The 14393-nt window shown below is 70.8% G+C and carries 16 protein-coding genes; 4 read left to right on the top strand and 12 right to left on the bottom strand.

Annotated features, from left to right (window positions below; translation table 11 throughout):
* The first annotated feature begins 55 nt into the window (after positions 1-55).
* On the top strand, positions 56-391 hold the full coding sequence (locus DEJ12_RS06105; protein ID WP_111029379.1) for a DUF4229 domain-containing protein: 336 nt from the start codon (positions 56-58) through the stop codon (positions 389-391).
* Between the two features lie 46 nt (positions 392-437).
* Here DEJ12_RS06105 and DEJ12_RS06100 read toward each other — a convergent pair whose 3' ends face one another.
* Genes DEJ12_RS06100 through DEJ12_RS17815 form a run of 4 tightly spaced genes read right to left on the bottom strand, consistent with a single transcriptional unit; the run spans position 438 to position 4125 of the window.
* A complete protein-coding gene (locus tag DEJ12_RS06100; protein WP_071406305.1) occupies positions 438-1439 on the bottom strand; it encodes a 1,4-dihydroxy-2-naphthoate polyprenyltransferase in 1002 nt (333 codons plus the stop codon).
* Positions 1440-1479: 40 nt separating this feature from the next.
* The gene (locus tag DEJ12_RS06095) at positions 1480-2619 is read right to left on the bottom strand and encodes an AMP-binding protein (protein WP_111029378.1); all 1140 of its coding nucleotides are present in this window, start codon (positions 2617-2619) and stop codon (positions 1480-1482) included.
* Positions 2619-3548 (bottom strand): 1,4-dihydroxy-2-naphthoyl-CoA synthase, encoded by a 930-nt coding sequence (locus DEJ12_RS06090; protein ID WP_111029377.1) that lies wholly within the window; start codon positions 3546-3548, stop codon positions 2619-2621. The genes DEJ12_RS06095 and DEJ12_RS06090 overlap by 1 nt, the downstream gene beginning before the upstream one ends.
* A 31-nt stretch (positions 3549-3579) precedes the next feature.
* Entirely contained in the window at positions 3580-4125 is a 546-nt protein-coding gene (locus DEJ12_RS17815; RefSeq protein WP_146245060.1) for a hypothetical protein, read from the bottom strand.
* A 118-nt stretch (positions 4126-4243) separates the two neighbouring features.
* On the opposite strand from DEJ12_RS17815, the gene DEJ12_RS06080 reads away from it, so the two are divergent.
* Positions 4244-5236 carry an o-succinylbenzoate synthase gene (locus DEJ12_RS06080; protein ID WP_111029376.1) on the top strand — a complete coding sequence of 331 codons (993 nt, stop codon included), beginning with the start codon at positions 4244-4246 and terminating at the stop codon, positions 5234-5236.
* A gap of 276 nt (positions 5237-5512) precedes the next feature.
* Here the strand turns inward: DEJ12_RS06080 and ccsB are convergent, their stop codons facing one another.
* The 6 genes from ccsB to DEJ12_RS06050 form a co-directional block, all read right to left on the bottom strand.
* On the bottom strand, positions 5513-6532 hold the full coding sequence (gene ccsB, locus DEJ12_RS06075) for a c-type cytochrome biogenesis protein CcsB (RefSeq protein ID WP_110863489.1): 1020 nt from the start codon (positions 6530-6532) through the stop codon (positions 5513-5515).
* Positions 6533-6537: 5 nt separating this feature from the next.
* Positions 6538-8262: a cytochrome c biogenesis protein ResB gene (locus DEJ12_RS06070; protein WP_258370550.1), complete on the bottom strand. Its 1725-nt coding sequence runs from the start codon at positions 8260-8262 to the stop codon at positions 6538-6540.
* Positions 8246-8944, bottom strand: coding sequence for a cytochrome c biogenesis CcdA family protein (locus DEJ12_RS06065; protein ID WP_071247888.1), 699 nt, complete (start codon positions 8942-8944; stop codon positions 8246-8248). Before DEJ12_RS06065 ends, DEJ12_RS06070 begins: the two co-directional genes overlap by 17 nt.
* A 45-nt stretch (positions 8945-8989) precedes the next feature.
* Positions 8990-9628, bottom strand: a complete 639-nt coding sequence (locus DEJ12_RS06060; protein WP_258370551.1) for a TlpA disulfide reductase family protein — start codon at positions 9626-9628, stop codon at positions 8990-8992.
* A complete protein-coding gene (locus DEJ12_RS06055; protein ID WP_111029375.1) occupies positions 9625-10281 on the bottom strand; it encodes a histidine phosphatase family protein in 657 nt (218 codons plus the stop codon). The genes DEJ12_RS06060 and DEJ12_RS06055 overlap by 4 nt, the downstream gene beginning before the upstream one ends.
* Before the next feature lie 67 nt (positions 10282-10348).
* Positions 10349-11842, bottom strand: coding sequence for a SulP family inorganic anion transporter (locus DEJ12_RS06050; protein ID WP_111029374.1), 1494 nt, complete (start codon positions 11840-11842; stop codon positions 10349-10351).
* Between the two features lie 69 nt (positions 11843-11911).
* On the opposite strand from DEJ12_RS06050, the gene DEJ12_RS06045 reads away from it, so the two are divergent.
* Entirely contained in the window at positions 11912-12286 is a 375-nt protein-coding gene (locus tag DEJ12_RS06045; RefSeq protein ID WP_071247893.1) for a MerR family transcriptional regulator, read from the top strand.
* Here the strand turns inward: DEJ12_RS06045 and DEJ12_RS17810 are convergent.
* Entirely contained in the window at positions 12263-12490 is a 228-nt protein-coding gene (locus DEJ12_RS17810) for a hypothetical protein (protein ID WP_128780976.1), read from the bottom strand. The two genes, DEJ12_RS06045 and DEJ12_RS17810, sit on opposite strands and share 24 nt — an antisense overlap.
* Positions 12487-12825 carry a hypothetical protein gene (locus DEJ12_RS06040; protein ID WP_111029373.1) on the bottom strand — a complete coding sequence of 113 codons (339 nt, stop codon included), beginning with the start codon at positions 12823-12825 and terminating at the stop codon, positions 12487-12489. Before DEJ12_RS06040 ends, DEJ12_RS17810 begins: the two co-directional genes overlap by 4 nt.
* A gap of 171 nt (positions 12826-12996) precedes the next feature.
* On the opposite strand from DEJ12_RS06040, the gene aspS reads away from it, so the two are divergent.
* Positions 12997-14337, top strand: a complete 1341-nt coding sequence (gene aspS / locus DEJ12_RS06035) for an aspartate--tRNA(Asn) ligase (RefSeq protein ID WP_111029372.1) — start codon at positions 12997-12999, stop codon at positions 14335-14337.
* Positions 14338-14393: the final 56 nt, after the last annotated feature.

Here is a 14393-nt window from a genome sequence, read left to right as displayed (position 1 = left end):
TCTAGGTCGCGACCCTGTGATGCCCCTGCCGGTCGGCGCTCCGTAGACTCACCGTGTGAAAGCGTGGCTCCTGTACACCCTGGCTCGGCTCGGCATCTTCGTGGTGGCGCTCGTGCTCCTCCTGCTCCTGACGCCGATGCCGTGGTACTGGGCGACGATCGTGGCCGCCCTGGTGGGCCTGCTCATCTCGTACATCGCCCTGTCCGGACTGCGCACGCAGGTGGCCCTGAGCCTGGCGAACCGCCGCGGTACCCCGGAGCGCGACGCGGACTCGGACTTCGAGGACGACTTCGTCGACGCCGCCGACTCCGACGCCGCGGCCACGCCGACCGTCCGTCCGGTGTCCGACGCCGACCGGCACGAGTCGCGCCGGGACACCGACGCCGACTGATCAGACGGAGCCGGGGCGGGGCCGTCCGGTGGAGCAGCCGGAACGGCTACGGCTGGACGGCCAGGGTGATCCCGAGCACCACGCCGAAGGCGAGCGAGGCGAACGACGACAGCTGCAGGGCCGTGATGAGCTCGCGGGGCTTCCGTGACGACACCCCGATCGCCAGCGCCGGCAGGGCAAGCAGCAGCGAGAAGTACGTGAAGCCCGTGCGGAAGTACAGCAGCACGAACCAGAGCAGCACGACGTACGGCAGCATCAGGAACAGGCCGTACAGGACGCGGGCCACCGGACGACCGACGACCACGGCGAGCGTGCGCTTGCCCGCCAGCTGGTCCTCGTCGATGTCGCGGATGTTGTTCACCATCAGGACCGCGCAGGCGAAGAACCCGGCGGCCACCGCGGCTGCCCAGCCGCTGACCGTGACCTCGCGGATCTGCACGAACTGGGTGCCGAGCACGGCGACCAGCCCGAAGAAGACGAAGACGAAGACCTCGCCGAGGGCGTTGTACCCGTACGGCTTCTTGCCACCCGTGTAGAACCAGGCGGCGACGATGGCGGCTGCCCCCACGAGCAGCAACCACCACAGCTGGGTGAGCAGCACGATGACCAGGCCGGCGACCGCGGCCAGGCCGAAGAACGTCAGGGCAACGGTGAGCACGGTCCGGGGCTTGGCCAGACCGGCTCCGGTGAGTCGTGCCGGGCCGACGCGGTACTCGTCGGTGCCGCGGACCCCGTCGGAGTAGTCGTTGCTGTAGTTCACACCGATCTGCAGGAACAGTGCCACGGCCAGGGCGAGCAGCGCGACGGCGAGGTGGCCGTCCTTCGCCAGGTAGTCGCCGAAGTCGCCGGGCTCCCCGCTGTCGACGAACGCGACGGCGGTGCCGAGCACGACCGGGACGACACCGAGGGTCAGGGTGCGCAGGCGTGCGCCACCGATCCAGTCGCGTGCGGTCGCCTTCCGCTTGGTGCGGGCGGGGGCAGCGGCCTTCGCCGGGTTGCCGGACCGGCCCTGCTTCTGCGTCGAGTTCTTCGTTCGTGCCACGAGCACCGATCATATTGCCGATGCGCCGCCCGGCCGCTCGCGGTCCCTACGGGCGGCCCGGCTCCACGAGCGCCTGCACGGCCCGACGGTCGGGTTTGCCCGACGACAGCATCGGGATCCGGTCTAGCACGACGACGTCCGCCGGCCGGGCGGCACGGCCCAGGGTGGCCCCGACGTGCGCACGTACGGCCTCGACGTCGAGCGGCTGCTCGGTGACGACGACCGGGACCTCGCCCCACTCCCCCGCTGCGCGCCGGACGACGACGGCGCTCTCCTGCCCGGGCAGCCCGCGGACGAGCCGCTCGACCGCACCGAGCTGGACCTTCTCGCCGCCGGAGATCACCACGTCGTCGAGGCGTCCGAGCACGCGGACCACGCCGTCGGACAGGGTCGCGGTGTCCCCGGTCCGGTACCAGCGCAGCCCGTCCCGTTCGACGAAGGCCGACGCCGTGCGGGCATCGTCGTCGAGGTACCCCTCGGCGAGCATCGGCCCCGCCAGCTGCAGCTCGCCGTCGACCAGCGCCGTGCGCACCGTGCCGAACGGGACGCCGTCGTACACGCATCCGCCGCTCGTCTCGCTCGCACCGTACGTCGTCACGACCCGGACCCCGGCCTCGAGCGCACGCTGCCGGAGCGGCGCCGGGGTGGCCTGCCCGCCGACCAGGACCGCGTCGAACCGGGCGAGCGCACGGGTGGCGTCCGGGTCGTCGAGGACCCGGGCGAGCTGCACCGGCACCAGCGAGGTGTAGCGACGCGACGCGGCCGGACCGGTGACGAGCCGTTCGGCCGCCTCGGTGAACGCGGCGGCCGCGAAGTGCCCGGGCGGCACGACGACCGGTTCGGTGCCCGCGGTGATCGAGCGGGTCACGACGTTGATGCCGGCGATGTAGTGCGTCGGCAGCGCGAGCACCCAGCGCCCGGGCCCACCGAGTGCCGCGTCCGCCGCGGCGGCACCGGCGAGGAGCGCCTCGGACGAGAGCGCCACGCGCTTGCCGGTGCCGGTGGACCCGCTCGTCTCGACCACCAGGGCGACCGCCTGCCGAACCTCGGCCGGAGGTGGCGTCGGCAGTGCCGGTGCCCCCTCGGCGACGGGGAGCAGTGCGGGGCCGCCGGCGAGTGCTGCCTCCAGGCCGCGCAGCACGGCCGTCGGGTCCGACGTACCGGTCGCGACCAGCGGACGGGGCATCAGTAGTGCCAGGGGAACGCGGTCCACTCGGGAGCGCGCTTCTCGAGGAACGAGTCGCGACCCTCGACCGCCTCGTCGGTGCCGTAGGCCAACCGCGTCGCCTCGCCCGCGAACACCTGCTGGCCGACCATGCCGTCGTCCACAGCGTTGAACGCGTACTTGAGCATCCGGATCGCCGTCGGCGACTTGCCGAGCACGATCTCGCCCCAGCGGATCGCCTCACGCTCCAGGTCCTCGTGCGGCACCACGGCGTTCACCGCACCCATCTCGTACGCGCGCTGGGCGGAGTACTCCTGGGCGAGGAAGAAGACCTCGCGGGCGAACTTCTGCCCGATCTGCTTGGCGTAGTAGGCGCTGCCGTATCCACCGTCGAACGAGCCGACGTCGGCATCGGTCTGCTTGAACTTCCCGTGCTCGGCGCTCGCGATGGTGAGGTCGCAGATCGCGTGCAGCGAGTGCCCACCGCCAGCGGCCCAGCCGGGGACGACCGCGATGACGACCTTGGGCATCATCCGGATCAGCCGCTGGACCTCGAGGATGTGCAGCCGCCCCATCGATGCCTGGGCGGCCGCGGGGTCGACGCCCTCGGGCGGGGCGCCCTCGTCACCGACGTACTGGTAGCCGCTCCGCCCCCGGATGCGCTGGTCGCCGCCGGAGCAGAACGCCCACCCGCCGTCCTTCGGGCTCGGGCCGTTGCCGGTGAGCAGCACGACACCGACACGGGGGTCCTGCCGGGCGTCGTCGAGGGCGCGGTAGAGCTCGTCGACCGTGCGCGGGCGGAAGGCGTTGCGGACCTCGGGACGGTCGAAGGCGACCCGGACGATGCCCTTGGAGACGTGCTTGTGGTACGTGATGTCGGTGAACTGCTCCGCGATCGGAGCGGTGGTCCAGACGTCGGGGTCGAACAGGTCGGAGACGGGAGCAGCCATGCTCCCAACGTACCGCCGGGCGTCTGGCGGGTCAGGCGCCCATGTCGGTCAGGATCTCCGGCGCGACGAACACCATGATCACGATGAGGATCACGGGGTTCGCGAAGAACGCCAGGACGACCCCGACAGCGCCGTACCAGCGTCCGAACGAGCCGACGGCGGCAACGAACCCGAGCACGGCGGCGACGAGCGTCAGGAACACGACGACGAAGCAGATCCCGAAGGCGAAGTTCGTGTCACCGCCCATGAACACGGCGAAGGCACTGGCGTCCACAGCGGCGGACACCACGGCCAGGCCGAGGGCGATCTTGCCGACGACGGGGTTGCGGCGCTTCGTGCCACCCGTCTGCCGGACGTCGACGGTGTTGCGCTGCATGAGGCGGGCGAAGTCGTCGGAGTCGCGCCCGGGAGCCGCCGCGGATCGAGCGCCCGCTGCCGGGCGGGTCGCCGCCGAGGGTCGCGCTGCAGCTGCCGGACGAGCCGAGGCCGCCGGGCGTGCCGCTCCGGCGCTCGACGGGTCGGACGGGCGCTGCGATGCACGCTGCTGTGCTGCGCGCTGCCGCGGATCCACCGCCACCGAGCCTCCCTCGTTCCGGGTCGTTCCCCTGCCGACCGAGGCCGACCGATGCATGCTAGTGCCCTGCCCTGGCGGTCCCCTCCGAGGAACCGGCGGGCCCCCTGGGTGCGGTGGGAGGATGGCGGACGTGCTCCCCGACCTCGCCGACCTCCTCGCCGACGCCCACGTGGTGGCCCTGCCCATGCGGGTGCGGTTCCGCGGCATCACCACGCGCGAGGCGGTCGTGCTGCGCGGTCCCGCCGGCTGGACCGAGTTCTCGCCGTTCGTCGAGTACGACGACGCTGAGGCCGCCGCCTGGCTGCGCGCCACCGTCGACTTCGGGTGGACCGACCACGAACCCGCCGCCGACTCCGTGCCGGTCAACGCCACCCTCCCGGCGATCGCCGCCGCCGACGTCGCCGACCTGCTCGCGCGGTACCCCGGCTGCACGACGGCTAAGGTCAAGGTCGCCGAACCCGGCACGACCGTCGACGACGACGTCGCCCGGGTCGCCGCCGTCCGCCGGGTGATGGGGCCCGAGGCCACGGTCCGGATCGACGCCAACGGGCTGTGGAGCGTGGAGCAGGCCGCCGCGGCACTCGAGCGGCTCGCACCGTTCGACCTGCAGTACGCCGAGCAGCCCTGCGCGACGGTGCCCGAGCTCGCGGAGCTCCGGTCGCGGATCGCCGGCCTCGGCGTCCGGGTCGCCGCGGACGAGAGCGTCCGGAAGGCGAGCGACCCCCTCGCCGTCGCCCGGGCCGGCGCCGCCGACGTCCTGGTCGTGAAGGCCCAGCCGCTCGGGGGGATCACCGCGGCCCGTGCCGTCATCGCCGACGCCGGGCTGCCGTGCGTCGTCTCCAGTGCGCTCGACACCTCGGTCGGGCTCGGCATGGGAGCGTTCCTGGCTGCCGCGGCGATGACGCCCGGGTACGCCGCCGGGCTCGGGACGGCGGCCATGTTCGCCGGGGACGTCACGACCGATCCCCTGCTGCCGGTCGGCGGTCGGGTGCCGGTGCGCCGCGTCGACGTCGCGCTGGAGCTGGTGGACCGGTACGCCGCGTCGCCGGAGCGCACGGCGTGGTGGCGTGCGCGGGTGGCCCGCGTACACGCCGTGCTCGCAGCCGCCGGATAGCGCGCCCGCCGCTCGGTCGGGTCCGTCGAGGGTGCACGACACGCCACTCGCGTTCGCCGAGGTCACCCGTTCCGTCGTTCGGACGGCCCCGGAACGACGGTTTGTGCGACCACGCCGCTCCGCACACGGCATGTCGTGACCGCTGGCGGGGTCCGCCGGACCGGTCGCGGCTCTCGACGTACCCCGGACGACGGACGGGAGGCACGGTGCCAGCTGGCACCGTGCCTCCCGTCCGGTCGTGATCGCGACCAGGGCCGCGTCAGCGACCCGCGTGACTCACAGACCCGAGTAGCTGTGCAGGCCCTTGAAGAAGACGTTCACGACCGAGAAGTTGAACATCACCGCAGCGAAGCCGATGAGGGCCAGCCAGGACGACCGCGCACCGCGCCAGCCACGGGTCGCACGAGCGTGGATGTAGCCCGCGTAGACGACCCAGATGATGAAGGTCCAGACCTCTTTCGTGTCCCAGCCCCAGTAGCGGCCCCAGGCGCGCTCGGCCCAGATCGCACCGGCGATGAGCGTGAACGTCCAGAGGACGAAGCCGACGAGCAGGACGCGGTAGGTCAGGACCTCGAGCCGGTCGGCGTCGGGCAGCGTCGCCATGAAGCGGAGCTTGCCGGAGGCCGTGCGGCCCTGGCGGTACGTCTGCACGAGCTGCGCCACCGCGAGCCCCGCGCCGAGCGCGAAGAACCCGGTGCCGGCGATCGCCACGAACACGTGGATGACCAGCCAGTACGACTGCAGGGCCGGCTGCAGCGGGACGACGGGGACCCAGTAGTTCACGGTCGCGATGCCGAGCAGGATGATCGTCAGGCCCGTGATGAAGACACCGAGGAACTTCAGGTTCTGCCAGAACTGCACGAGCAGGAAGATCAGCGTGATCAGCGCCGTGCCGGTCAGCGAGAACTCGAACATGTTGCCCCACGGCACACGGTCGGCCGCGATGCCGCGGAGGACGACCGAGGCGACGTGCAGGACGAGCGCGAGGATCGTCATCGCCATGCCGACGCGCTCGAACTTCGTGCCGCGGCCGGCGGAACCGCCTGACGGCGGTGCGGCGACCTGCTCGAGCACGACGGTGCCGCCGCGGACGGTCGCGACCGTCTTCGCGCCGGGTGCTGCCGCAGCGCTGGCCGCGTCGGCAGAGCTGTCGTCGGCGCCCGCGTTCTTCGCGGCGGCCGTGACGTCGCCGGAGCGTTTGGCCATGTCGAGGGCGAACGAGATGAACGCGACCACGTACACCGCCATCGCGGAGTACGTGAGCACGACCGAGTAGGTCGCGAGGTTCGTGGTCATGTCGTTCACTGGGGCATCCTAACTCCGAGGTCCGACGTGTGACGCTGTGCGATGTCCGCGACGGCCCGTTCGAGGTTCGGGTCCTCGCCGCGTGCGAGTCCGGCGTACTCGAGGTCGTACTCGCCGCCCGCCGTGTCCGTGCGCGGGACGACCTTCACCCAGACGCGACGGCGCGGGACGAACAGCGAGGTGAGCAGGCCGAGGGTGGAGAGCAGGGCGAACCCGCCCACCCAGAGCTGCGAGGGATCGTGGTGCACGTCGAGGGAGACGTACCGCTTGACGCCGTCGAACGTGATCGACCCGGCGCCCTCCGGGAGCTTCTTCGTCTGGCCGGGCTTCAGCGCGATGCTCGCGGTGTCCGACTGCCGACCGGCGATCTGGTCGAGCCCCTTGGTGCTGAGCGTGTACACGCTCTGCGGGACTCCGCTGTCGAGCCCGAGGTCGCCCGTGTAGACCTGCAGCGTCAGCAGCGGGTTCTGGGTGTCCGGGTAGGCACTCGAGTAGGCGCCGCTCGCGAGCTTCGATGCCGTGGGGTAGAAGAACCCGACCATGCCGAGCTGGTCCGGCTTCGCGTCCGGCACCTTGATGACGCCGGTGGAGGTGTAGTTCGCGTCCTCCGGCAGGAACGGCACGACGTCCTTGAAGGCCACGTAGCCGTCGCCGTCGCGCACCGTGACCTGCATCGCGTAGCCGTTGCCGAGCAGGTAGACGTTCGTGCCGCCGACGTGCAGCGGATCGTTCACGCCGAGACGGCTGGTCTTCGGCTCGCCGCCCTTCTCGGTGCTCGTGACCGTGGCCGAGTAGTCGAGCGCCTGCCCGAGGGCGTCGAGGTTGCGCTCCTCGTACTTCGTCACGAACTTGTCGAGCCGGAGGTTGTAGCCCTTGAGGTCGGTCTGCTGGAACCAGCGCCCGGGGTTGAACGAGTCGTAGGAGCCGAGCACGTTGGAGAAGGTCTGGCCCTCCACCAGCAGGCGCTGTCCGGTGAAGCCGAAGCCGCCACCGACGCCGACTGCCAGGAGCACCCCGACGAGGGCGGCGTGGAACACCAGGTTGCCGGTCTCGCGCAGGTAGCCGCGCTCCGCGCTCACAGAGTCGCCGAACCGCTCGACGCGGTACCCGGACCGCTTCAGGATCGCCATCGCGCGCGTCACCGCGTGCTCGGCGGACGGGAGGCCCGTGGTCGCGTCGATCCCGGTCGTCCCGTCGATCATCGCGTCCGGCCGCACCGCCACGGTGCGGAAGCCCGCCAGTCGCGTCAGACGCGCGGGGGTCTTCGGCGGACGGGTCCGCAGTGCCTGCCAGTGGTGCTTCGTGCGGGGCACGATGCAGCCGATGAGCGAGATGAAGAGCAGCAGGTAGATCGCGGAGAACCACACCGAGGTGTAGGTGTCGAAGACCTGCAGCTTGTCGAGGACCGGGTAGAGCTGCGGGTGGTCCGCCTTGTACTGCACGACGCCGTTCGGGTCGGCGGTGCGCTGTGGGACGAGCGAGCCCGGGATCGCCGCGAGGGCGAGCAGCATGAGCAGGAACAGCGCCGTGCGCATGCTCGTCAGCTGCCGCCAGAAGAACCGGAGGTACCCGACGAAGCCGAGCTTCGGCTGGTTGATGCCGCCGTCGGTCGGGCCGGAGCCGTCGACGTGGTCGGACGGTCGCTGCGGGTCGGAGGCGCTGTCGGCTCCGTCGCCTGCGCCCGTCGGGATGTGCTCGTTCAGGTCAGACCGCGGGGACAAAGCTCTGGATCACCGCCCCGACGCTCGACATGACGGCCGACCAGATACCGGTGACCATGAGCAGACCGATGACGATCAGGATCGCTCCTCCGATGATGTTGACGGTGCGCATGTGACGCTTCACCGCCGCGATGGCCCCCGTGGCCCAGCCGGCGCCGAGGGCGACGAGGACGAACGGGATGCCGAGCCCGAGGCAGTACGCCACCCCGAGCCACATGCCCTGCCAGGCGCTGCCCGACTGGACGCTGAGCAGATTGATGGCCGCCAGGGTCGGGCCGAGGCACGGGGTCCAGCCGAGGCCGAACACGATGCCGAGCAGGGGGGCGCCGAGGAGCCCGGTGGCCGGGGTCCAGCTGGGCTTGATGGTGCGCTGCAGGAAGGTGAACCGACCGACGAACACCAGGCCCATCGCGATCACGACGACCCCGAGGATCTGCGTGATGAGGTCGCGCCACCGCACGAGCCAGAAGCCGAGCGCGCCGAACACCGTCGTGTACGCCACGAACACCGCGGTGAACCCGGCGATGAACAGCAGCACGCCGAGCACCACACGACCCCGACGCTGCCCGCCCTCGGCGACACCGCCGACGTACCCGAGGTACCCCGGCACCAGCGGCAGCACGCACGGGGACAGGAACGACACGAGCCCGGCGAGCGCCGCCACGGGCAGCGCCACGGCCATCTGGCCGCTCAGGATCGCGTCGGCGAAGGGGTTGGAGGTCACGGGTCAGGAGGCCTTGCCGGCGTCGAGCTCGTCGCTGACCAGGGTCTGCAGGATGCTCGTGCCGTCGATCGCGCCGAGGACCCGGGCGGCCACGCGGCCCTTCGTGTCGAGGACGATCGTGGCCGGCACCGCGTTCGGTGCGATCTGCCCGGACATCGCGAGCTGCATCGTGCCCGTGCGCTGGTCGAGGACCGTCGGGTACTGCACGTCGAAGGTGCGCTCGAAGGCGGCCGCGGTCGCTGCTTCGTCGCGGACGTTGACACCGATGAACGCGACGTCGTCGGCGTCGGCGTACTCGTCGTGCACCTTGTTGAGGTACTTCGCCTCGGCACGGCACGGGGGGCAGCTGGCGTACCAGAAGTTCAGGACGACGACCTTGCCGCGGAGGTCCTTCGACGAGACCGTGTCACCGTTCGAGTCCTCGGCCCGGAAGGTGACCGGGTCGGTGCGGTCCTTCGCGGAGACCTCGGTCACGGCACCGTCACCGGAGATGTAGTTCTGGGTCGTGCCGTTGCCGTACTGCTTCGCGATGCCGCCGCTGTCCGACGAGCAGCCGGACAGGACGAGCACGGCGGCGACGGTCGTCGCTGCGAGGACCGCGAACCGCTTGCTGATGACGCGCGCACGCTTCGTGCTGTTCACACTGCTCCTTCGTCGACGGCGGTCGCGCGCAGTTCCTGCGCGGGGTCCGCGTACCCGACCTCGGTGAACCGACCGGTCGACGTGGCGGGCACACGTTCGACGGTGGTGATGCTCGACAGGTCACAGCGGCGCTTGCGCGGGTCGTGCCACAGGGGCTCCCCCGCGAGCTTCCGGTGGACCATCCAGATCGGCAGCTGGTGGCTGACCAGGACGACGTCGCCCTCGTCCACGCTCTCCCACGCCGTGGTCATCGCCGCGAGCATGCGGTTGGCGATCGACTCGTACGCCTCGCCCCAGCTGGGACGCAGCGGGTTCACGATCCACGGCCACTCCGCCGGGCGGCCGAGCGAGCGCTTCGTGAACCCGGGGGGCTGCCCCTCGTAGCGGTTCGTCGGTTCGATCAGGCGCTCGTCGAGCGTCACGTCGAGCCCGTAGGCGGCCGACCAGGGTGCGGCGGACTCCTGCGTGCGCTGCAGCGGGGACGCCACGATCCGACGCACGTCAATGCCGGCGTCCTTCCAGGCGGTCGCGGAGGCCTGCGCCATCCGCGTGCCGAGTTCACTCAGCCCGAAGCCCGGGAGCCGGCCGTAGAGGACGCGGCCCGGGTTGTGCACCTCTCCGTGCCGGACGAGGTGGAGACGGGTCGCGGGCATGGGTTCCAGTGTAGGTCGCCCGCGGTTCCCACCGCCCCCTCAGGTGATTCACCGGATGCGGAAGCACTCAGCCGCCGAGCTCACCGGAGAGCCGCCCGTGCAGCGCGATCGACCCCGTGTCGAGGTTCACCACCTCGACGGTCGACCCGTGCTTCGCGAACCGCTGTTCGACCCCGTCGAGCGCCGCGACCGTGGACGCGTCGAACACGTGGGCGTCGGCCAGGTCGATGATCACGTGTTCCGGGTCCTCGGCGTACGAGAACCGTGTGACGAGGTCGTTCGACGAGGCGAAGAACAACGCCCCGCGGACCCGGTACCGCACGGTGCGGTCGTCGACCGGCTCGCGCACCACGGTCACCACGTGCGCCACCCGTCGGGCGAAGACCAGGGCCGCCACGACCACACCGACGAGCACCCCGGTCGCGAGGTTCTCGGTCACGACGACCACCACGACGGTGACGAGCATGACCGCGGTCTCGCCGAGCGGCATCCGTCGGAGGGTGCGCGGTCGGATGCTGTGCCAGTCGAACGTCGCGACGCAGACCATGAGCATGACCGCCGTCAGTGCCGCCATCGGGATCTGGGCCACGAGGTCGTGGAGCACGATCGTCAGGACCAGCACCGAGACACCGGCCGCGAAGGTCGAGACGCGGGTCCGGGCACCCGCGGTCTTCACGTTGATCACCGTCTGGCCGATCATCGCGCAGCCGCCGGTCCCACCGAAGAAGGCGGACGCGATGTTCGCGACGCCCTGGCCCCACGACTCGCGCCACTTGCTCGAGCCCGTCTCCGTGATGGAGTCGACGAGCTGCGCGGTGAGCAGTGTCTCGATCAGCCCGACGATCGCGACACCGAACGCGTACGGAGCGATGATCTGCAGCGTCTCGAAGGTGAACGGCGTCGTGATCCCGCCGAAGCCCGGGAGCGCCGTCGGCAGTTCGCCCTCGTCGCCCACCGTCGGCACGGCGACGCTGAACACCATCGTGATGCCGGTGACGACGACGACCGCGATGAGCGGTGCGGGGATCGCCTTCGTCAGGAACGGGAAGCCGACGATGATCGCGATGCCGAGCGCCGTCAGCGGCCAGACGATGAACGGCACGTCGTCGCCGAGCAGGTTCGGCAGCTGGGCGGTGAAGATGAGGATGGCCAGGGCGTTCACGAACGCGACGTTGACGCTGCGCGGGATGAAGCGCATCAGCCGTGCCACCCCGAGGAACCCGAGCACGAGCTGGAACACGCCGCCCAGGACGATCGCGGGCACCAGGTACTCGATCCCGTGCTCCCGGACGAGCGGGGCGATGACGAGCGCCACCGAGCCGGCTGCGGCGGAGATCATCGCGGGGCGACCACCGACGATCGAGATCACGATCGCGATGACGACGCTCGAGAACAGGCCGACCGCGGGATCGACCCCGGCGACGACGGAGAACGAGATCGCCTCGGGGATGAGGGCCAGCGCGGTGACGATGCCGGCCAGGACCTCTCGGGTGAGCATGCGGGGCGAGCGGAGGGCGGCGAGGACGCTCGGGGCCGTCGGCGCGTGTGTGATCACGGACATCGATCGGAACTCTACCCTCACGTGAGGGTAGAGTCGTACGCCGTGAGCACCAGCGACGCCCCCGACACGATGCACATCGGCGAGCTCGCCGACCGCGCCGGCATGTCCCTGCGCACGATCCGGCACTACGACGAGGTCGGGCTGCTCGTGCCGAGCGGCCGCACCACCGGCGGCTTCCGGGTCTACACGGCGCAGGACCTCGAACGGTTGCTCGTGATCCGCCGGATGAAGCCGCTCGGGTTCACGCTCGACGAGATGGCCGAGCTGCTCCGCGTGGTCGACGCCCTCGCGACGAAGGACCCCGAGGACGAACCAGCGCTGGCGGCCCGCCTCGACGCGTACCTCGAGGACGCCCGCGCCCGCCACGCCAAGCTCGTCGAGCGGGCCGGCATGGCCGAGGAGTTCATCGGCACGCTCGGATCACTCCGCGCGTCGCTCCCCTGAGCCCTCGAGCACGCCAGCCGCGATGAGGCGACTCCGTTCCCGCTTCGCCTCGGCCATCTCCTCCATCATCTCCCGCAGCCGATCGTGTTCGGCGATCACCCGACGTGCTCGCCATGGCCGGAACCAGTGCCGTTTGCGCACATTCGCCTTCCACTCCTCGTCCCGCCGCACGAACAAGGCCTTCACCGGGTCCCGTTGCGTCACGTCTGCTCCTCTTCCGTCACCAGTTCCAGCACGAGCTTGCCGATGACCTCGTCGGCCTCGCGAAGAACCTGCATGTTGTACATCGCTCCTGCGACGAGTCTCCCGATCTCGACACGACCCACGTCCGCGTCTGTGACGTGGTCGACCACCCAGACGAATCGTGACCAAGCCCGGTCGCGCTGTTCCCGCGCGACGTCCCGCCGCCACCGGATGACCGCCCACAGCCCACCGACGACCGCCACGAGCAGCGTGAACGCCGCCGTGCAGAGCGCAGCCACCACCACCGCGACCGCCGCAGGCGGCCAGGTCGCGAGCTCCCCCGTCCCCGTCCCCACCCGGCCCCCCTCTCGGCCCGCGACCCGGCCACGTCGAGAACGCTACGGAGTCCACGCACCCCGCCACGGGCCTCCCGGCCATCGGTGGAGAACACCGGACCCAGGCGGCCCTGTGGAGGGAAGAACCCTGCCGCCCACGCCCCCGGACGCAGGCGGTTAGACTCGACCACCGTGATCGAACGCACCCGCATCGCCGACCTGGCAGCCCTCCCCGACGGTCCCGTCTCCGTGGCCGGATGGGTCGAGACCGTCCGAGACCAGAAGAAGGTGCAGTTCGTCGTGCTTCGCGACGAGACCGGCGCCGTCCAGCTCGTGAACCCGGCGACGCGCGAGGCCGAGGACGGCGACGGCGCCGCACAGTCCGCCCTCGCGACCACCAACGAGATCTCCGGCCTGGCGCACGGCACCTTCGTGCACGTCACCGGCACGCTGAAGCACGACGAGCGCGTGAAGCTCGGCGGGCTCGAGGTCAAGATCAGTGCGCTGCAGGTGGTGAGCGCCGCGATCCCGGAGACCCCGATCGCCGACGACTCGTCGCTCGACAAGCGTCTCGACTGGCGCTTCCTCGACCTGCGCAACCGCAAGCAGAACCTGATCTTCCGCATCCAGACGACGCTGGAGCACGCGTTCCGCACGTACTGGGTCGACCGCGACTACATCGAGATCCACACCCCGAAGCTCATGGCGTCGGCGTCCGAATCGCGCGCCGAGCTGTTCCAGCTGGAGTACTTCGAGACGACCGCCTACCTGGCCCAGTCGCCGCAGAACTTCAAGCAGATGGCGCAGCCGGCCGGCTTCGGTGCCGTGTTCGAGATCGCGGACGCCTTCCGCGCCGACCCGTCCTTCACGAGCCGCCACGCCACCGAGTTCACCAGCGTCGACGCCGAGTTCTCGTGGATCGAGTCCCACGAGGACGTCATGGCGATGCACGAAGAGGTCCTGGTCGCCGGCATCACCGCCGTCAAGGAGAAGTACGGCAAGGACATCGCGGAGGTCTTCGGCTTCGAGCTGCAGGTCCCCGCGACGCCGTTCCCCCGCGTGACCCTGGCCGAGGCGCGCAAGATCGTCGCCGACAGCGGCTACGACGTCGTCCGCGCCGACGGTGACCTGGACCCCGAGGGCGAGCGCCGCGTCGCCGCCTGGGCGAAGGAGCACCACGGCTCCGAGTTCGTGTTCGTCACGGAGTACGACGCCTCGATCCGGCCGTACTACCACATGCGGAAGCCCGGCGACCCGTCGGTCACCAACAGCTACGACCTCATCTTCAACGGTGCCGAGATCTCCACGGGTGCCCAGCGTGAGCACCGCGTCGACGTGCTCGAGGCGCAGGCCGTCGAGAAGGGCCTCGACCCGGAGGAGCTCGGCTGGTACCTCGACTTCTTCCGCTACGGCGTCCCGCCGCACGGCGGCTTCGGTATGGGCCTCGCACGCGTGCTGATGCTGATGCTCGGTGAGCCGTCGATCCGCGAGGTCACGTACCTGTTCCGCGGCCCGACGCGCCTGACCCCGTAGTCACCAGCGAGTGAGCAGAAAAGGTCGCCTCCGGAAATCGGAGGCGACCTTTCTGC

The organism is Curtobacterium sp. MCLR17_059, assembly GCF_003234665.1.
Taxonomy (GTDB): Bacteria; Actinomycetota; Actinomycetes; order Actinomycetales; family Microbacteriaceae; genus Curtobacterium; species Curtobacterium flaccumfaciens.
This window is presented reverse-complemented; position numbering and strand designations above follow the sequence as displayed.